At 74.1% G+C, this 19520-nt stretch carries 15 protein-coding genes; 1 reads left to right on the forward strand and 14 read right to left on the reverse strand.

Annotation, left to right across the window (positions count from 1 at the left end):
* Positions 1-214: 214 nt before the first annotated feature.
* The 6 genes from ACZ6EM_RS28065 to ACZ6EM_RS28090 all read right to left on the reverse strand — a co-directional run bounded on the left by ACZ6EM_RS28065 (position 215) and on the right by ACZ6EM_RS28090 (position 7427).
* Entirely contained in the window at positions 215-2017 is a 1803-nt protein-coding gene (locus ACZ6EM_RS28065) for a solute symporter family protein (RefSeq protein WP_401052580.1), read from the reverse strand.
* Entirely contained in the window at positions 2014-2445 is a 432-nt protein-coding gene (locus ACZ6EM_RS28070) for a DUF485 domain-containing protein (RefSeq protein ID WP_359912610.1), read from the reverse strand. The genes ACZ6EM_RS28065 and ACZ6EM_RS28070 overlap by 4 nt, the downstream gene beginning before the upstream one ends.
* Before the next feature lie 320 nt (positions 2446-2765).
* On the reverse strand, positions 2766-3473 hold the full coding sequence (locus ACZ6EM_RS28075) for a response regulator transcription factor (protein WP_401052582.1): 708 nt from the start codon (positions 3471-3473) through the stop codon (positions 2766-2768).
* Positions 3470-4645 carry a sensor histidine kinase gene (locus tag ACZ6EM_RS28080; RefSeq protein ID WP_465773523.1) on the reverse strand — a complete coding sequence of 392 codons (1176 nt, stop codon included), beginning with the start codon at positions 4643-4645 and terminating at the stop codon, positions 3470-3472. Before ACZ6EM_RS28080 ends, ACZ6EM_RS28075 begins: the two co-directional genes overlap by 4 nt.
* Before the next feature lie 29 nt (positions 4646-4674).
* A complete protein-coding gene (locus ACZ6EM_RS28085; protein WP_465773524.1) occupies positions 4675-5160 on the reverse strand; it encodes a DUF1453 domain-containing protein in 486 nt (161 codons plus the stop codon).
* A gap of 155 nt (positions 5161-5315) precedes the next feature.
* Positions 5316-7427 carry a DNA gyrase/topoisomerase IV subunit B gene (locus tag ACZ6EM_RS28090; protein ID WP_380540089.1) on the reverse strand — a complete coding sequence of 704 codons (2112 nt, stop codon included), beginning with the start codon at positions 7425-7427 and terminating at the stop codon, positions 5316-5318.
* Positions 7428-7965: 538 nt separating this feature from the next.
* On the opposite strand from ACZ6EM_RS28090, the gene ACZ6EM_RS28095 reads away from it, so the two are divergent.
* The gene (locus tag ACZ6EM_RS28095; protein ID WP_359912625.1) at positions 7966-8196 is read left to right on the forward strand and encodes a DUF7455 domain-containing protein; all 231 of its coding nucleotides are present in this window, start codon (positions 7966-7968) and stop codon (positions 8194-8196) included.
* A gap of 251 nt (positions 8197-8447) precedes the next feature.
* On the opposite strand, the gene ACZ6EM_RS28100 is transcribed toward ACZ6EM_RS28095, so the two are convergent.
* The 8 genes from ACZ6EM_RS28100 to ACZ6EM_RS28135 form a co-directional block, all read right to left on the reverse strand.
* Positions 8448-9248 (reverse strand): S1 family peptidase, encoded by an 801-nt coding sequence (locus tag ACZ6EM_RS28100; RefSeq protein WP_452177392.1) that lies wholly within the window; start codon positions 9246-9248, stop codon positions 8448-8450.
* Positions 9249-9558: 310 nt separating this feature from the next.
* Positions 9559-11196: an RNA polymerase sigma factor gene (locus ACZ6EM_RS28105; protein WP_380350869.1), complete on the reverse strand. Its 1638-nt coding sequence runs from the start codon at positions 11194-11196 to the stop codon at positions 9559-9561.
* Between the two features lie 563 nt (positions 11197-11759).
* Entirely contained in the window at positions 11760-12692 is a 933-nt protein-coding gene (locus ACZ6EM_RS28110) for a FadR/GntR family transcriptional regulator (protein WP_380540092.1), read from the reverse strand.
* Positions 12693-12917: 225 nt separating this feature from the next.
* Entirely contained in the window at positions 12918-13823 is a 906-nt protein-coding gene (locus ACZ6EM_RS28115) for a hypothetical protein (RefSeq protein ID WP_452177380.1), read from the reverse strand.
* Positions 13824-13826: 3 nt separating this feature from the next.
* Positions 13827-15455 carry an ATP-binding cassette domain-containing protein gene (locus tag ACZ6EM_RS28120; RefSeq protein WP_465773525.1) on the reverse strand — a complete coding sequence of 543 codons (1629 nt, stop codon included), beginning with the start codon at positions 15453-15455 and terminating at the stop codon, positions 13827-13829.
* A gap of 354 nt (positions 15456-15809) precedes the next feature.
* Positions 15810-16088 carry a hypothetical protein gene (locus ACZ6EM_RS28125; protein ID WP_387694106.1) on the reverse strand — a complete coding sequence of 93 codons (279 nt, stop codon included), beginning with the start codon at positions 16086-16088 and terminating at the stop codon, positions 15810-15812.
* Positions 16089-16271: 183 nt separating this feature from the next.
* The gene (locus ACZ6EM_RS28130) at positions 16272-17030 is read right to left on the reverse strand and encodes an NUDIX hydrolase (RefSeq protein ID WP_359912725.1); all 759 of its coding nucleotides are present in this window, start codon (positions 17028-17030) and stop codon (positions 16272-16274) included.
* 180 nt (positions 17031-17210) lie between these two features.
* Positions 17211-19337 carry an amylo-alpha-1,6-glucosidase gene (locus ACZ6EM_RS28135; protein ID WP_465773550.1) on the reverse strand — a complete coding sequence of 709 codons (2127 nt, stop codon included), beginning with the start codon at positions 19335-19337 and terminating at the stop codon, positions 17211-17213.
* Positions 19338-19520 lie beyond the last annotated feature (183 nt).

Consider the following 19520-nt stretch of genomic DNA (forward strand, 5'->3'; position numbering starts at 1 on the left):
GACGCCATGTCACCACCCGGAGCGCGGAGAACACCGAAACTGTGACGCGAAGCGCCTCACGTGGCGACCGCAGATCTCAAGACCAGCTCACTAGGGCGTGGTCTCCGGACAGGGGCCGGACAGGGGCCGGGCCGGACGTGGTCTCGGGCCTGGGGCCGGACAGGGGGGAACCCCGGCGGCCCCAGGCCCGCCGGGGTTCCCCGGGCGCGACGGCTCAGGCCGCGCCCGCACCGGTGAGTGCACGTACCTCCAGCTCGGCGAACCGGTCCGGATCGGCGGGCTCGGACGAGGTGACCGTCCCGACCCAGCCGGCCAGGAAGCCCAGCGGGATGGAGACGATGCCCGGGTTCTCCAGCGGGAACCAGTGGAAGTCGAGGCCCGGGAAGAGCGCCTCGGGGGAACCGGACACCACCGGCGAGAAGAACACCAGCACGATCGCCGGAACCAGCCCGCCGTACACCGCCCAGACCGCGCCGCGAGCGGTGAACCGCGACCAGAACAGGCTGTACAGCAGCACCGGCAGGTTGGAGGACGCGGCGACGGCGAAGGCCAGGCCCACCAGGAAGGCGACGTTCAGCTGCTGGGCGAAGAGGCTGATCACGATCGCCGTCGCACCGATCCCGGCGGCGGCGAACCGGGCGACCACCACCTCCTGCTGCTCACTGAGCTCGGAGACCGGTTCCTCCGCCGCCCGGGAGGCCGGGACGGTCTCGCCCCGGCGGCGCCGCCCGCGGCCGTTCTTCAACTGTTCGCGGCTCTTCAGCTGTTCGCGGCTCGGCCGGGCGCGCCAGGCGCCGGCCCAGATGTCGTGGGCGAAGGCCGCCGAGGAGGCCAGGGTCAGCCCGGCGACCACCGCGAGGATGGTGGCGAAGGCGATCGCCGAGATCAGGGCGAACAGGAGCACCCCGCCGGTACTGCCGTTGCCGCCGCCGAGCACCAGGGCGAGCAGCGGAACGGCGGTGTTCCCGGCCGAGTTGGCGTGCCGCACCTCGGCCGAGCCGATCAGCGCGGTGGCGCCGAGGCCGAGCACGATGGCCATCAGGTAGAAGCTGCCGACCAGGCCGATCGCCCACATCGTGGAGCGGCGGGCGGCCCGCGCGGTGGGCACCGTGTAGAAGCGGGACAGGATGTGCGGCAGGCCCGCGGTGCCGAGCACCAGGCCGAGCCCGAGGCTGACGAAGTCCAGCCGGCTGGTGATGCTGCCGCCGTACTTGAGCCCGGGCTCCAGGTAGCGCTGCCCGGCGCCGCTGTGCTGGGCGGCCTCGCGCATCAGCTCGCCGAGGTCCCCGTGGAAGCGGACCACCAGCAGCACCGTGAGCAGCACCGAACCGCCGGTCAGCAGGAAGGCCTTGATGATCTGGATCCAGGTGGTGGCCCGCATCCCGCCGATGGTGACGTAGACGATCATCAGGGCGCCGACCGCGATGATGGTCCAGGTGCGGGCGTGCGGGCTGCCGGTGCCGAGCAGGAGGGCGACCAGCGAACCGGCGCCGACCATCTGGGCCACCAGGTAGAGCAGGGTGACCACGACGCTGGCACCACCGGCCGCGGCGCGCACCTTGCGACGGCGCAGCCGCAGCGCGAGGACGTCGGCGAGGGTGTACCGGCCCGCGTTGCGGACGAGTTCGGCGACCAGCATCAGCACGACCAGCCAGGCGACCAGGAAGCCGATGCTGTAGAGCACGCCGTCGTAGCCGTACAGCGCGATCAGCCCGGCGACGCCCAGGAAGGACGCGGCGGAGAGGTAGTCCCCGGAGAGCGCGAAGCCGTTCTGCAGCGGGGTGAAGTCGCGGCCGCCGGCGAAGAAGTCCTCGGCGGCGTTGCCCTGGCGGCCGACCCAGAGGGTGACCCCCAGGGTGACCAGGACGACGACGGCGAACAGCGCGATGGCGAGCGAGTGGTGGTCGCCGGTGGGGGCGACCGGCGGCGGGGTGGCGGTCGACACCACGGTCCGGACGGCGGTCTGCACCGCGGCCTTGGCCGCATCGGTGGGCACGGTGGCCAGCAGGGGCGTCATCGCAGCTGGTCCTGGGTGTCCCAGCGCAGGCCCAGGGCGGCGCGGTCGCGCTTGGTCCGGGAGTTGCGGGCGTAGAGCCAGGTGAGCAGGAAGGTCGAGGCGAACTGCAGCAGCCCCAGCAGCCAGGCCACGTTGAGCGGGCCGGCCACCGTCCTGCGCATCAGGTCGGGGGCACCCGCCTGGGCGGCGACGTACAGCAGGTACCAGGCGAGGAAGGCCCCGGTGATCGGGAAGACGAAGGTCCGGTAGCTGCGGCGGATCTGCAGGAACGTCTCGCTGGCCTGAACCGTCCGGTAGACCTCGGTGCGGTCGGCGACCGGTTCCTCGTCGAGTGGTGCGTGCGGTGCGGCCGGGGCCGCCGGATCGGCTGGGATGCTCTGGGCGAACGGCTCGACGGCGGCCCCGTGGACCGGTGCGCCGACGGCCACTGACCCGACGGCGGCCTCTGCCGACCGGGCCGTAGGAACGTGGTCCGTGGGGGCGGGGCCCGACTGCGCCGGTACCGCCGTCCGGCGGTGCGCAGCCGATGGCTCGGCGGACTCAACGGGGGTACCGGCGGCCGCAGCGGCCCACCAGTCGAATTGCTGTCCCGGGCCGGGACTGCTCGTCTGCTGCTGTGGCACTGCTGCTCCTGGACGGCCGGATGTTCTGACCCGAACCATGATGGCGGCCCTAGGAGAGCGCCCCTGACCATCGCAGATACGTTCACTCGATGAGGTGATCGATCATCCGACAGACACTCATCGGACTACTGCTGCGTCCCAGTGATTCCGTGTCGGAACGCGTACGCGACCGCCTGAGCCCGGTCCCGCACCGCGGTCTTGGCGAACAGATTGTTGATGTGGGTCTTCACGGTCGCCTGGCTGACGAACAGCCGCTGGGCGATCTCGGCGTTGGACAGCCCCTCGGCGATCAGCGCCAGCACCTCGGCCTCCCGGACGGTCAGCCCGTCGGGCAGCTCCCCCGACCGGGTTCCGGGCCTCCCGGCAGCCGGCCCGGCGTCGCCGTGCTGCTCCGAAAGCCTTTCCAGCAGCCGGAGTTGGACCTGCGGGGAGAGCCCGGCGGCACCCGAGCGGACGTCCGCGACGGCCCGGGCGATCTCCTCGGCGCCGGCGTCCTTGGTGAGGTAGCCGCGCGCCCCGGCCCGGAGCGCCGGGAACAGCGAGTCGTCGTCGGCGTAGGTGGTGAGCACCACGACCTCGGTCTCCGGGTGCGCCGCGCGGATCCGCCTCGTCGCCTCGACCCCGTCGCAGCGCGGCATCCGCAGATCCATCAGCACCACGTCCGGGTGATGACGCTCCACCAGGGCGACGGCCTCCTCCCCGTCCCCGGCCGCACCGACCACCTCGATGCCGGGCAACAGCCCCAGCAGCATCACGATGCCCTCGCGCACCACCGTCTGGTCGTCCGCGACCACCACCCTGATCGCCCCCGCACCGCCCATGTGCTCACTCATGCCGGCACCCGCAGCAGCACGCGCCACCCTCCGTCCTGCGGGCCCGCCAGCAGCGTGCCCCCGAGCAGTTCCGCGCGTTCGCGCATTCCCAGCAGACCGTACCCGCTGCCACTGGCGGCCAGCTCCTCCGACGGGGACTCACCGGCGGATTGGCCGCGCGGCGGCCGGGTGTTGCACACCTCCAGCTCCACCGCGCCGTCCAGGTAGCGCAGTTCGACGGAGCCGCGGGCCCCGGACGCGTGCTTGCGGACGTTGGTCATCGCCTCCTGCGCGGTGCGCCGCACCGCGAGGGCGGCCTCGGCGGCGAGCGGACGGGGCGTGCCGGTGACGGTGAGGGCGGCCCGCTCCCGACCGGTCAGCTCGACCAGGAACTCCCCGACCGGGGTGAGCTCCCCGCGCAGCGCGGACAGTGCCTGGCGGGTCTCGACCAGCCCGTCCTGCGCCATCCGCCGGGCGGCGACGACCCGTTCACGGATCTGCTCGCGGTCCGTCCCGGCGTCCAGCATCAGCCGGGCCGCCTCCAGGTGGACGAGCTGCGCGGAGAGGCTGTGGGCGAGCACGTCGTGGATCTCCCGCGCGATCCTGGCCCGTTCGGCGAGCGCCGCGCTCTCCGCCTGGGCGGCCTGGGCGGCCCGCTCCTGGGCGAGCAGCCGGCGGGCGGTGCCGCGCGCCTCGATGTCCAGCCGCAGCAGGCAGCCGACCAGGACGGAGCCCCCGACGGTGGCGGCGTTGCCGAGCCAGCCCGCCGGGGAGGCCGCCGTGTACGAACCCAGCGCCGCCGCCGCGACGACCAGCGCGGGCGCGGGCGGCAGCCGGATCAGAGCCGTCACGGTCAACCCGATCCACAGGAAGTAGGCCAGCGTGTGGGCCAGCCCCCGGTCGGCGAGCCAGCCGCCGCCGACCAGGCCGGCGGCCAGCAGGTACGAGACCGCCGGGCGCTGCTCCCGGGTGACCCGCAGGTACGCCGTGCAGAGGGCGACGGCCGCGACCAGCCCGGCCGCCGCGGCCGCCACCGTCCAGCCGGTGTACCTGCCGCCGGAGAAGGTCCCCCAGCCGACGACGACCAGCAGGACGCTCCGGCCGAACACGGACAGGACCCGCCGCGGCCGGCTCTCGTCCTCGTGGCCGATCCCTTCCCGGGACGGCCAGCGGGTCCAGTACCACCCGGCCACGGGGCCTCCTCGATGCTCACGGCGGCGGGTCAGTGCAGTGCGGCGGCGGGCCGCGAGGGCTCCAGCGTCCGGGCCCTCCAGTTCACCACGAAGGAGCGGACCAGCAGCAGGACCGCCATGCCCAGCATCAGCGAACTGCCCGCCTGGTGGACGTGCAGGGCCGCACCGACCGCGTACAGGCCGATCCGGACGGCGATCATCCCGCACCAGGCGGCCACGGTGGCCCTGGTGCCCTTGACCAGGACGCTGCCGTCGGAGGCCCGCCAGATCCGGACGGTCCAGCCCCAGACCGTGCCCATCGCGAGCACGGCGACCAGTCCGGCGGCCAGCAGCCCGGCGGAGAGCGCGGTGTGCCGGTGGTCGACGAGCTGCGGGTCGCGCAGCGCGAGCGCGCCCAGGATCAGCGGCAGCAGCCAGAAACGGCGCTCGGTGTCCAGGCGCTGGACGCGCATCTGGCGCTGGACCACCAGGACCACCACCGCGAGGCCTACGAGGATGTTGGCGATGGAACCCATCGAATTCTCCGTCCCGGGGAGAGGCTTGTTGCTGACCTCTCCGACGCTACGGATCCGGCGCTTCCCGCTGATCGGAGCCGGGGTGGAGCACGGGTGGAACCGGCAGCGCGAGGGCCCTCCACCCACGGGTGGAGGGCCCTCGCGCACGGCCGGGATCAGGCGTCGATGCGGGAGCGGTCCAGGGTGGCCGCCGAGTCCACGATGAACTCCTTGCGGGGGGCGACGTCGTTGCCCATCAGCAGGTCGAAGATCCTCTCGGCCTGCTCCAGGTCGCCCAGGTTGATCCGGCGCAGCGTGCGGTGGCGCGGGTCCATGGTGGTCTCGGCCAGCTGGTCGGCGTCCATCTCGCCCAGGCCCTTGTAACGCTGCACCGGCTCCTTCCAGCGCTGGTTCTTGCGCTGGAACTCCAGCAGCGTGGAGCGCAGTTCGGCGTCGGAGTAGGTGTAGTGGTACTTCTCCTGGCCGCGCTTGGGGCTGGTGAGCTCGATCCGGTGCAGCGGCGGCACGGCGGCGAAGACCCGGCCCTGCTCGACCATCGGCCGCATGTAGCGGTGGAAGAGGGTGAGCAGCAGGGTGCGGATGTGCGAACCGTCGACGTCGGCGTCGGCCATGAAGATGACCCGGCCGTAGCGGGCCTGGTCGATGTCGAAGGTGCGGCCCGAGCCGGCCCCTATCACCTGGATGATCGCGGCGCACTCGGCGTTCTTGAGCATGTCGCTCACCGAGGCCTTCTGCACGTTGAGGATCTTGCCGCGGATCGGCAGCAGCGCCTGGAACTCGGAGTTGCGGGCGAGCTTGGCGGTGCCGAGCGCGGAGTCCCCCTCGACGATGAACAGTTCGCTGCGGTCGACGTCGTCGCTGCGGCAGTCGGCCAGCTTGGCGGGCAGCGAGCTGGTCTCCAGCGCGGTCTTGCGGCGCTGGGCCTCCTTGTGCTGCCGGGCGGCGACCCGGGTGCGGGCGGCCGCGACGACCTTGTCGAGCACGGCCCGGGCCTGGAGCTTCTGGTCCTTCTTGGCCGAGGTCAGGAAGGCCTTGAGCTCCTTGGCGACGACGGCCGCGACGATCCGGTTGGCCGCCGAGGTGCCGAGCACCTCCTTGGTCTGGCCCTCGAACTGCGGCTCGGCGAGCCGGACGGTGACCACCGCGGTGAGGCCCTCGGTGGCGTCGTCCTTGGTGATGTCGTCCTCGGCGACGCGCAGCAGCTTGCCCGCGCGCAGCGCCTCGTTGACCGTCTTGGCCAGCGAGCGCTCGAAACCGGTGACGTGGGTGCCGCCCTTGGGGGTGGCGATGATGTTGACGAAGGAGCGCAGCGTGGTGTCGTAGCCGGTCCCCCAGCGCAGCGCGATGTCCACACCGAGGTGACGGGTGACCTCGGTGGGGGTCATGTGCCCGAGGTCGTCCAGGACCGGCACGGTCTCCTTGAAGGTGCCCTCGCCGTGCAGCCGCACCACGTCGCAGACCGGCTTGTCGGGGGCCAGGAACTCGCAGAACTCGGCGATGCCGCCGTCGAAGCGGAAGGTGCTCTCCTCGACCTTCTCGCTCTCGGTGAGCCGCTCGTCACGCACCACGATGGTGAGGCCGGGGACCAGGAAGGCGGTCTGCCGGGCGCGGCTGTGCAGCGTCTCCAGGGAGAGCTTGGCGTCCTTGAGGAAGATCTGCCGGTCGGCCCAGTAGCGGATCCGGGTGCCGGTGCGGGTCTTCGGCACCTTGCGGGCCCTGGTCAGGCCGTTGCCGGGCTCGAAGGGCGCGTCCGGGCTGGTCTCGGTGAAGAGGCCGGGGGTGCCGCGGCGGAAGCTGATCGCGTGGGTGTGCCCGCCGCGGTCGACCTCGACGTCGAGGCGGGCGGAGAGCGCGTTGACGACCGAGGCGCCGACGCCGTGCAGGCCGCCGGAGGCCGCGTAGGAGCCGCCGCCGAACTTGCCGCCGGCGTGCAGCTTGGTCATCACGACCTCGACGCCGGACAGCCCGGTCTTGGGTTCGACGTCGACCGGGATGCCGCGCCCGTTGTCCCGGACCTCGACCGAGGAGTCGGGGTGCAGCACGACGTCGATGCGGTCGCAGTAGCCGCCGAGCGCCTCGTCGACGGAGTTGTCGATGATCTCCCAGAGGCAGTGCATCAGACCGCGGCTGTCGGTCGAGCCGATGTACATGCCGGGGCGCTTGCGGACCGCCTCCAGGCCCTCCAGGACGAGCAGGTGCCGCGCGGTGTAGTTGGAACCGTCGTCGCCGGCCAGCAGCGCGGACGGCACGGTCGTTTCGGCACTCACGCGGCACTCTCCTCGGTGAAGTTCTGTCTCATCGGTCACATCCGGACGCATCCGGACCAAACGCCAGTGCAGCACGCCGCACCGACACCCGTCGCCCTGCGTGCCCGAGCCCCTGCGCCGGGTGCACAGCACGTCGGGCCGGCCCCGCGCAGCTTGTACGCGCTGCGCGAACAAGCACCGGACCCGGGTACGGACCCCGGGGGCGCCATCTCCTCCCGGTACCACCGGTCCTGGCGGATCGTGGGACCCGGCACAGGCTCCGGAACTGCCGTTATGCAGGCTACCGGGGCCCGGGGCGGGGCTTATGCTCCAACCCGGCAGAGGATTATGCTACGCGGACCTCGTACCCGATCCCGATCGGGCGTTCGAGCGACGGGCGGATCCCGGGAATCGGCACGCATGAACCACCGACGCCCGGGGCACGTCCTCATCAACACAGCAGAATCCTCAGAGAAGAAAAGCCACGAGCGGGAACGTTTTCGGCCTGGTTGGATGTTGACCCTGGTACGACAGCTCGTCGAGCTAGAGAAGAGGCGACGTGACTACTGTTCTGACCCCTGCGAGCCCGCTGACCGCGGCTGACCGCTGCGACCGCTGCGGCGCCCAGGCCTACCTGCGCGTCGTACTCGCCAGCGGCGGAGAGCTGCTCTTCTGCGCCCACCACGGCCGGAAGTTCGAGCCCGAGCTCAAGAAGATCGCCGTGGAGATACAGGACGAGAGCGGCCGTCTCACCACGACCACCGCCACGGCGACCGAAGACGAGCGCTGATCCCGGGCGCCAAAACCAGCAGCCGGCGTCGAGCTGTGTCCGGTCGTGCACCGCGCGCGACCGGTGGGCCGGGCGGCTGACCCCCTCGGGGGCCGGCCGCCCGGCTCTGCTGTACCCCCGGGCACCCTCCCGGGTCCGGTGACAGCCCGGCCACGACTGCCGACGCCGCGTCAGAACCCGGCGTCAGCACGTGACTGGGCGCACACCCACCGCGACGTCCGCGGCACCGGGCACACCGCGTCCGCGGGCGTTCACAGGACCGAGCGCACCGCGTCGGCGACCGAGGACACCCTGGTGTAGACACCCGGGTGGGCCGCCTCGGCGCAGCCCGTCCCCCAGGACACCAGGCCCACCAGCCGGCCCTCGACGATCATCGGGCCGCCGCTGTCGCCCTGGCAGGCGTCCTTGCCGCCCCGCTCCTCGCCCGCGCAGACCATGCCCCGGGCGTCGAACTTTCCGTCCCGCCCGCCCGGGTACGCCTGCGCACAGGCCCCGTCCGGCACGATCGGCACGGACACCCCGCGCAGCGTGGGCGAGTAGTCGCCCCGCCCGGTGGTGTCGCCCCAGCCGTACACCTGCGTCGTGGTCCCGGCCAGGTACGGCGCCGTCTCGCCCTGGCCGACCAGCTCGACCACCGGCCGGGCGCCCTGGGACTCGGCCAGGGTGATCACCGCGACGTCGTTCATGTTCGCGTCGAAGGAGTAGTCGGGGTGGATCCAGACCGACCGCACCGCCACCTCGCGGCCGGCCGTGCCGCGCATGTCGTCCCGGCCGACGATCACCTTGAGGCCCGGCCGCTCCACCCGGCCCTTGCCCTCGTCGTAGAAGCAGTGCGCGGCCGTGACCACCTTGGTCGGGGTGACCAGCGCGCCCCCGCAGAACTGGCCGGAACGGCCGCTGCCGAACTGCTGGCGGCTGGACAGCGCCACGATCCACGGGTGGTCCTCGGTGCTCGCCGCCGTGCCGCCGACCACCCGGCGCTGGGCCTCGGCCGGCGCCGCGCCGCCGAGGGCGACCAGCGGGACGGGCACGGCGGCCAGCAGCGCCAGCACGGCGGCCCTGCGGCGGCGGCCCGCCCGGCCGACGGCCGGATCGGCCGGATCGGCGAGGTCTGCCGGAAACAGGATGGGCGTCGGCAGGTCAGTGCGGTCCGGCTCGGTCGGCACCGTGACTCCAGGAGGCTCGGAAGCAGGCAACCGGCACAGCGTAGGTGACCGGCTACACCGTGCGACCACTTCCCGCCGCGCCGCCACCCGGACGAGCGACAACCAGCACCCGGACGCTGACACGCCCGGGCCCGGACAGCCGCGAAGGCCCGGAGCCGTGCGGCTCCGGGCCTTCGCATGGAACGACTGCCGTCGATCAGTCCAGGTAGTCGCGCAGCACCTGGGAGCGCGACGGGTGGCGCAGCTTCGACATGGTCTTCGACTCGATCTGGCGGATGCGCTCACGGGTGACCCCGTACACCTTGCCGATCTCGTCCAGCGTCTTCGGCTGGCCGTCGGTCAGACCGAAGCGCATCGAGACCACGCCCGCCTCGCGCTCGGACAGGGTGTCCAGCACCGAGTGCAGCTGCTCCTGGAGCAGGGTGAAGGAGACCGCGTCGGCCGGGACGACCGCCTCGGAGTCCTCGATCAGGTCACCGAACTCGCTGTCGCCGTCCTCGCCCAGCGGGGTGTGCAGCGAGATCGGCTCACGGCCGTACTTCTGGACCTCGATGACCTTCTCGGGGGTCATGTCGAGTTCCTTGGCCAGCTCCTCCGGGGTGGGCTCGCGGCCCAGGTCCTGGAGCATCTGGCGCTGGACGCGGGCCAGCTTGTTGATGACCTCGACCATGTGCACCGGGATGCGGATGGTGCGGGCCTGGTCGGCCATGGCGCGGGTGATCGCCTGGCGGATCCACCAGGTGGCGTAGGTCGAGAACTTGTAGCCCTTGGTGTAGTCGAACTTCTCGACCGCACGGATCAGACCGAGGTTGCCCTCCTGGATCAGGTCCAGGAAGAGCATGCCGCGACCGGTGTAGCGCTTGGCCAGCGAGACCACCAGACGGAGGTTGGCCTCCAGCAGGTGGTTCTTGGCCCGGCGGCCGTCCTCGGCGATGATCTCCAGCTCGCGCTTGAGCTTCGGGGCGAGCTTGTCGGCGGCCGAGAGCTTGTCCTCGGCGAACAGACCGGCCTCGATGCGCTTGGCGAGCTCGACCTCCTGCTCGGCGTTGAGCAGCGGGACCTTGCCGATCTGCTTCAGGTAGTCCTTGACCGGGTCGGCGGTGGCGCCGGCGACGGCGACCTGCTGGGCCGGCGCGTCGTCCTCGTCGTCGTCGGAGAGGACGAAGCCCTCCGACTCCTCCTCCGGACCGGTGCCCTCGGCCTCGGTCTTGTCACCGGGCAGCGCGACGTCCTCGAGCAGCTCCTCCTCGCCGAGCAGCTCCTCGTCGCCCTTGGCGGTCTTGCCGGCGGCGGTCTTCTTGGCGGCGGTCTTCTTGGCCGGCGCGGCGGTCTTCTTGGCGGCGGCCTTCTTGGCCGGCGCGGCCTTCTTGGCGGGAGCCGCCTTCACCCCGGCGACGACGCCGGTCGTCTCCTCGACGGTGATCTCGGCGGAGACGGTGGGAGCCGTGGCCGCGGCGGCGACGACGGCCGGAGCCGCGACGGGAGCGCCGGGGGCGATCCGCACGGGCGGCTTGGTCGGGGCCGACGGGGTCCGGGTGGTGACAGCCTTGGTGGCGGTGCGCTTGGTGGGGCTCTTGGCAGCAACGCTCTTGCGCTTGGCGCCGGCCGGTTCGGCCGCGCTGACCATGAGGTCCACGCCCTCCTCAATCAGCACCTGATTGAGGCTGCGCATGACGTTCTTCCACTTGGTGACCGGGATCTGGTCCGCCTCGAACGCCTGGCGCACGTCGTCACCGGCGATCTGCCCCTGGGCCTTGCCCCGCTCGATGAGAGCCAGCAGAGCCGCGGACTCGGCGATCTCGGGGGGAAGCGAACGGGATGTGCTGGCCGACACGAACAACCTCTCGGACGATGAGTGGATCTCGAACCCGTACCGGCCGCCCGAGCGGGCGGGGAAGGAGATCGCGCGTCGGACGCGCGGTGTCGATTCCGACCGACTCGGGCTTGAGGACTGGGTTTGCAGGACGGCAGCAGCGCCGCGGACCAACACAGCATTCTGACATGTTGGAGTATTCCGGAGCTGCTTCCGCTCAGGACACATCGCTGCTACTCGTCAAGTGTTACGCATGGCCTTCGTGTCGCGGGTCACACCATCCGGCGCCCGCAACCCGGAGCCGGTTCCATCATCGCGCACTCACCGGTGAATCTATTGTCATGGACAAGTCCGACGTGGGCCCGCTTTCGCCACCCGCTTTCGCCACCCGCATTCGCCGGGCCGCTCCCGGCGGTTCGCCCCCCTGGGGACTCCGCCCCTCGGGCCACGCGGCCTCCGCCGGCTCTGCCCGGTGGGACGGCGGCATGCGGAAGCCCCCCGGCTGCGCCGCGCGGTGCGGCCGGAGGGCCCGGGCGGAGCGGGCCGCCGCCGTCCGGCGCCTCCGCTCGTGGAAAACAGCCCGTTCAGTGCTCCCTGGGCGCGGGAACGGAGGGCTCGATCTCGGGATGGACGGTGAGCAGCGCCCGCATCGCGACCTCGCCCGCGGCGCCGTCGCCGGCGCCCAGCGCCTCCACCAGCCGGGCGTGCAGGCTGACCGAGGACTCCGTGGGGCGCTCGCAGGAGATCGCCGGACCGCCCGAGACCTGCAGCGCGCAGGCGACGATCCCGGACAGGTGCTCCAGCATCCGGTTGCCGGCCATCTGGAGGACCAGGCCGTGCAGCTCGGCGTCGGCCCGGGTGTAGGTCGAGAGGTCGGCCTGGGAGGCGGCGTGGCTCATGATCTCGACCAGCTCGGCCAGGCGCTGCTGGACGTCCTCCCGGCCGTGGCCGGAGGCGAGCCGGGCGGCCAGCGGCTCGATCGCCCAGCGGAGCTCGAACAGCTCCCGGCGCTGCTCGTCCCGCTGCGGCCCGAAGGCGCGCCACTCGATGATGTCCGGGTCCAGCAGGTTCCAGTCGCCGACCGGACGGACCCGGGTGCCGACGTTCGGCCGGGCGCTGACCAGGCCCTTGGCCTCCAGCACGCGCAGCGACTCGCGGACGACGGTGCGGGAGACCTCGAACCGCTGGCCGATCTCCTCGGGCACCAGCGGGCGGTCGGCACCGAGGTCGCCGGAGACGATCATCTGACCGAGCTGCTGGACCAGCTGGCCGTGCAGACCACGGCCCCGGCTGCTGGTGGTCTTGCGGCCGACCCGGGCGATGTCCGACTCGGCGCCCTCCCAGCGGGGCACCGGCGGGGTCGGCCGGTCGGCGTACGAGAAGCGGTCCAGGTCGCCGGGACCGTGGATGGGCCCTTCGGCGGAACGGGCGGGGGTCATGGTGGGGTGCGCAAGGGTACTCACGCCTCCTTTGTCGGCGATCGGCAGGCGTGGCTTGAGAATTCTCGTGAAAAGCACACGAAAGGGTGATCGACCGTGACTGGATAATTGACTTCTTATCAGGAAGAACCGCGCATTCCGGTCACTGCTGGTCGATCTTGGAAGTCCGGGGCGGGACCGCACCCGTGACACGGCCTCGGGCCCGGGCGGGCGGCCCCGCACAAGCGGCTCAGCGCGGTTCATCGGGGCCCAGCGCTGCGCGGGCGGTTCCACGCGACGCGGGCGGTTCCGTGCGACGCGGCGCTACAGGGCGCGGCGGCGGGCCTGGGCCAGCAGGGCGGCCAGCAGTAGGAGCGCCGCAGGGGTCGCGACCGCGGCGAGCAGCGCCGGATCGGTCAACGCCGCGCTCCCGGCCACCGCCTCGTGCGCACCGCCGTACACCCAGCCGTAGGCCCACTCGATCCCGGACTGGAACGGCAGCAGTTCGGTCGCCCGGGTCGGCCACGGCCTGCCGGTGCGGCGCAGCAGCAGGGCGACGCCGGACTCCAGCAGCGGCGGCAGCGCGCACAGCAGCAGCACCCCGGCCGCGGCACTGCGGGTCAGCGAGGCGGCCAGCACCCCGGTCCAGCCCGCCACCACGGTGAGCAGGACGAAGGCCAGCAGTGCGGCGGGCACCCCGTGGCCGGCCACCAGCCCCAGCGGGGCGCCCACGCCCGGCAGGTCGGACAGCCCGGACACCCCCGCACCCGTCAGCGCCTCGAAGACCCGGTCCGACAGTGCGGACGGGTCCGCCCAGGCCGCCACCGTGACGCCGTCCGGCAGCGCGAGGTGCACGGCCACCATGTCGAACAGCAGGGTGGCCAGCGCCAGCAGCGCCGCGACCGGGCCGATCACCACCAGCTTGGCCAGCAGCAGCCGCACCCGGCGCGGGTACGACACCTGCGAGGCCACCAGCCCCGGGTGGCGCACCTCGTGCCCGTACGAGAGCGCGCCCAGTACCCCGGCGCCGAGCGCCGCGAAGGGCAGCGGGATCAGTGGGACGGCGGCGGTCAGCAGCCGCACCCCCGCCGGGGCCGTCAGCGGGCCGTCCGGGGCCTGGCTCGCCAGGACGGCGGCCACGCCGGCGTCGCCGAGCAGTACGGCGGCGAGCAGCAGCCAGGTGGAACGCAGGCCGCGCAGGCGGCGCAGCTCGTAGGCCAGGACACGCACGGTTCACTCGCTCCGGTGGTCGTCGGGGATGGCGGGGGCTGCAGAGGTGCCCGGGGTGGCCGGGGTGGCCGGGGCGGCTCGCCTGACGGGGCTCTGGGCGACGGCGCCCCGGACGGCGGAGGCTCGGACGGCGGTCGCGCCCGAGGCGGGGCGCCGGAGACGCACGGTGTCGTCGGTGAGCAGGTCGTCGGCACTGGCCCGGCGGCCGAGGGGCCGGACCCGGGCGGGCTCCAGCGGCGGGGCCGGGTCGTCGCGGAAGAGCCGGTCGACGGCCACCGTGGGCGCGGGTTCGTCCATGGCGTCGGCCCCCGTCCGCATGGACGGCCCGGGGCGACGGCCCGGCGGCTCGGGTCGGCGGCCGGCCGAGCCGAGGACGGGGAGCGCGGCGGCCGGGAGGGCGGCGGCGACGGCCACGGCGGGCAGGGCGCGGGCGGGCAGGGAACCGTCCTGCCGGGGGCGGCGGGGAGCGCCGCGCTTCGGGACGGCGGCGCCTCCCGGCGCGGCGGCGGTGGCCGGTTCGGCCGGGGCCGGGGTCGGGGGCGGTGCCGTCGTGGGCTCGGCCGGGGACGTCACGGCCTCGCCCGGAACGGGCTCGGCGGCCGGTTCGGGGACCCGCCGGGCGGGCGGCTTCGGGCCTGGCTCCCGGTTCGGCTCCCGGTTCGGCCGCCGGCCAGGCTCCTGGCTCGGACCGGCCTCGGGTTCCGGGTGGACGCGGAGGTCGCCGGAGCGGCCCGAGCCGACCGGAAGGACGACCCGCGGCGCCGGCTGCTCGACCACCCGGTCGGCCAGCTCGTGCAGCAGGATCCCGTGGCGGTAGGCGAGTTCGCCGATCTCGGTGCGGTCGATCCCGGCCACCGCGAGACCGACGCTGCCGTCCCGGCGGACGTCCGCGCCCTGGCTGACCAGCAGATCGGCCAGTCGCGCCATCTGCGGCCCCCGGACGGCCACTTCGGGACTGAGCCTGGTCTGCCGGAACTCCGCGACGGGCTGGTCGGCCACCAGCCGGCCGCGGTCCAGGGTGACCACCCGGTCCGCGAGCTGCGAGGCCTCCTGCGGGCTGCGGGTGGTCACCAGGACCGTTCCGCCGGCGGCGCCGAAGGAGCGCAGGAAGGAGTGGAACCACTCGACGTTGCGCGGTGACAGGCCGTCGGCGGGCCCGTCCAGCAGCAGCGTGCCGGGGTCGCCGAGCAGGGCGGCGGCCAGCGCCAGGCGGCGGTGCATGCCGGGCGAGAAGGTGCGCAGCCGCTGCCCGGCGACCGCGGCCAGCCTGGTCTGCTCCAGCAGTTCGTCGGCCCGGCGGGCCGGGACGCCGACGGCCGCGGCGAGCATCCGCAGGTGGCTGCGCGCCTTGCGGCCCGGGTGACCGGCCACTGCGGACTCCCCGGCGCCGGGCATCATCACCCCGACCACGCGCTCGGGGTGGCGCAGTCGGCGGTACGGGCGGTCGCCGAAGAACGTGACGCCCTGGCCCCGTTCGAGTTCGAGCATCAGCCGCAGCGCGGTGGACTTGCCCGCCCCCTCGGCGCCGAGCAGCGCGGTCACCGTGCCGGGCCGGGCGTCGAAGGTCAGATCGAGTACCGCGGGCGGAGCGCCCTTGCGATAGACCTTGGTCAGTCCGGTGATCTGGATCATCGCTGGCTGCTCCCATGCCCTCGGCCGACCTGCTCGACGCGGAGCGCCCCTGAGGGGCGGGCATGCACCCGCGCGGCTCCGCGCCAGCACATTAGGGGGCGACGACGGCTATTCCGGGCATTGCGGGAACGGCACGGGCCCACCGGCTGCCCGCCTCACCCGATCAGGGGAAAATCCGATCCTGCGATTCACGGGGGACCGGTCCGTTCCGGGCCCGGGCCGCTCCGGACCCGGGCTGCTCCGGCCGGCTCCGGGAGCGCTGATGGCTCCGGGGCTTCGGGAGCTTCACCGGCATCGGTGGCCCCGGGAGCTCAGGCCGGGCTCAGCGCCGTGCCCGAGGACGGGGCGCAGCCGCTAGCGGGGAGGCCAGGGCGGGGGCGGGAGCTGCTCGCCGCCGCACACCGCGTGGAACTCGTCGACGGCGGCCTGGCCCTCCACCGTGATCTCGCCCAGTCGCTCCCGCTCGGCGGCCAGCCGTTCCTGCACGGCGGCGATCGCCTCGGGCGCCGCCTGCTCGGCCTGCAGTGCGGCCAGTTCCTTCTCCGTGGCGGTGGTGGTCTCGTCGAGGCTCCGGTAGTCCGCCGCCAGCCCCTCGATGAGGGTTCGCTGGTTGGCGCAGTCCTCGATGGCCATCGCGGGGCTCCCTGGGCCGGAAGGCCTCCGACCCGGCGGCCGGAGCGTCCACCGACACTCTGCGCCGCCGGCCCCGCGTTCGCAGCCAGGCCAGGCCATTCGGCTGCTTCGGGGCCGCGCACCGCGACGGAGCGGGCCGGGTGGGATCGGGACAGGGCGGGCCGGGCACGGGTCCGGCGGCGCTCAGGACTCCGGGCGGAGCATGGGCGGGTTGAGGACGGTCGCCCCGCCGGCGGTGAACAGCTGGGCCGGACGGCCGCCCTGACGCGTCGTCGTGCCGCCCGAGGGCAGCAGGAAGCCGGGGGTGCCGGTGACCTTGCGGTGGAAGTTCCGCGGGTCCAGCACCACGCCCCAGACCGCCTCGTAGACCCGGCGCAGCTCGCCGACGGTGAACTCGGTCGGGCAGAAGGCGGTGGCGAGGGAGGAGTATTCGATCTTGGAGCGGGCGCGTTCCACACCGTCGGCGAGGATCAGGCCGTGGTCGAAGGCGAGCGGGACGCCGTCGGCCGGGTTCTCGCCGAGGAGTTCGCCGACCGGGGCCCAGCGGGCGCTGCTGGCGTCGCCGCCGGCCCGGGGCGTGGGCAGATCGGGGGCCAGCACCAGGTAGGCGACGCTGACCACGCGCATCCGGGGGTCGCGCTGCGGGTGGCCGTAGGTGGCGAGCTGCTCCAGGTGGGCACCGGCCGCGCCGGGACCGACCGCGTCGTGGCCGGGGGCGGTGTGTGCGCGCAGGCCGGTCTCCTCGGCCAGCTCGCGGGAGGCGGCCTCGGCCAGGCCCTCGTCCGGGCGGACGAAGCCACCGGGCAGCGCCCAGTACCCCTGGAACGGCGGCTCTCCTCGTCTGACCAGCAGGGCGCAGAGCGAGTGGTCGCGCACCGTCAGCACCACGAGGTCAACCGTGACAGCGAACGGGGGAAAGGCCGACGGATCGTAGCGCGACATGGCGACGATCATAGTCGTCTCTCTGACGATAAGCACAGGCCCGCGCGGGGACCGCGCAGGGCCGGGGCCCCGCACGGGCCCCGTGCGGTTCGCACCCGTCCAGCGCGGGACCGGGAACGGGCAGGCGCGGCGCCGGTGACCCGGTGTCACCGCCGCGGGGGCACGAGCCCCCGCGGCGGCTCAGCGGGCGACGAGTTGCAGGTCCGTGGACGCCTCCTCCACCATCGCCACGCCGATCCGGCTCACCCGGACGGAGAACGGCTCGCCCGCCACCCGCAGGCCGGTCAGCTCCAGCTCGCCGAGCGGTGCGGTGCTGGCCGGGCGGACCAGCACCCGGCCGCCCGGGACGTCGGGCCGGACCCCGGCGAGGGCGAACACCGCGTGCGCGGCGGCGGCCGCGGAGACCGCTGCCGGGCGACAGGCGGCCGGGTGCGGCACCGGCGGGCAGCCCGGGGTGCGCTGCTCCCCCGCGTACATCTCCGGCAGCCGCCCCTCGAAGTGGGCGCTCGCGGCGAGCAGGCCCTCCAGCAGGGTGCCGGCCTCGTTCTCGTGACCGGCCTCGGCCAGTCCGGCGATCGCCAGGGCCGTCTCGTGGACCCGCACCGCACCGCCGCGGTGGCCCAGCGGGTTGAACCGGGGGGACTTGGCGCTCAGCGTGCGCAGGCCCCAGCCGCTGTCCAGCTCCGGCGCGACCAGGCGCTGGGCGAGCAGCCGGGTCTGCTCGCGGTCCAGCAGGCTCTCGTACCGGCCGCCGTCGACGGCGAGCCCGGTGTCCAGCAGGTGCACCAGGGAGGAGGCGACGGCGGGCAGCGGCTGGCCGCCCGGGGCCAGCCCGGCCGCGGGACGGCCGCCGGACAGGTCGTCGATCCAGAACCGCTCGCGGAAGCGCCCGCGCAGCGCGGCGGCCCAGCCGCGCCAGTCCTCGGCGCCCGGCCTGCCGAAGGCCTCCAGCAGCTCGGCCCCGTGCAGGGCGGCGCGGTGGGCCTGCGCCTGGACCTCGGCGCGGGCGGCGACCGGGTGGGCGGAGCGCTCCTCCCGCGGGCGGCTCAGGTCGGTGACGAAGCCGTCGACCAGGCCTTCGCGCAGGGCGGCCAGGGCCCGCTCGGCGGCCGGGAGCAGCTCGGCGACCTCCGCCGGGGGCAGGCCCCAGCGCCAGGCCTCGGTCAGCACGGTGACGAACAGCAGGGTGGCCTCGGTGGCGGTGCAGGTGGGCGGCAGCTCGGGACCGCCGTGGCGCAGGGCGCCGGGCAGCAGGCCCTCGGTGCGGCCCGGGGCGGGGACGAGCTGCTGACGGCGGGCCAGCGCACGGAGGGTGCCGGCCGCCAGCCGGGTGCCGAGCGGCAGGGTCAGCCGGGCGGCCCAGAGCGCGTCGGCCGGGGCGAGGCCGAAGCGCCAGGGCGCGCCGGAGGCCGGGTAGAGGTCGGTCGGGCGGTCCGGGTCGGCGAACAGCAGCCCGCCGAGGGCGTCCAGCGAGCGGGAGACCAGCGGAGCCGCCCGGCCGTCGTCGCTGCGGACCTCCGGCTCGGACCAGGGCAGCGGGGCTCCGGTGCCGCGGCCGCCCGGCGGGCGCGGGCCGCCGACGGCGCTCTCCAGCTCGGTGTGCAGCTCGACCGACCAGCGGGCGCCCGGCTGGACCTCCAGGTCCCAACGCAGCACGCCGGCGCCGGCCAGGACGGCGTGCGGGGAGGGCTGGGCGCTGACCACGGCGCTGTGCACCGACCCCGTCCAGCGCAGCCCGGCGGACTGCACCTGGCCCGGCAGGTCGGGCTGGCGGTGCCCGGCGGCGATCTCGGCGACCGGGCCGAGATCGGTGCCGAGGGCTATCTCCAGGGGCAGCCGGGCGGGCCGCGGACCGGTGTTGCGCACGACCACGGTCTCCACGCCGTCGGCGTGCCGCAGCCGCTCGACGGTGAGCGCCGGGTCCGGGTCCAGGTCGCCGGGGACGCGGACCGCACCGAGGAAGCGGGCCTGGGCGGTGCTGGTCAGGGTGCCCTGGAGCGGCAGCGGCTCCATGCCGCCCAGCCGCAGCTCCATCCGGGCGAGCACCCGGACGCCGTTGCGGTAGAAGCCGTGCAGGCCGTGGCCGCGCAGCTGGCCGTCGGGGCCGGAGGCGGCCATCGCCGGAGCGTTGACGCAGATCACCGCGTGGTGGACGGCGGGCGGCTGCGGGCGCGGCGGGGCCGCGGGTCGGCCCGGGCCGACCGGTGCGCCCGCGGGCCCGGCCACCGGGGCCTGGTCGGGGCGGCCCATCGGCCTGGGCGGCGCGCCGACCACGCTCTCGGCCGGCATGGCCTGTGGTGGCCTCATGGCGGTCACCGGACTCTCCTCCCCTCGGCGGTCCGGTGGCCGGGTCAGGCCGGTGGGCCGCGAGCGTGCTCGATCGCGTGCTGGTGGTGCCGGGCCGGCGGGGCCGTCCCGTCGGCGGATGTGCCGTGTCTGGCCGTACCCGGTGGTGGGTCGTGCCATGCGGTGCTCGGTACCGGGTGGGTA

The organism is Kitasatospora sp. NPDC041917, assembly GCF_055589745.1.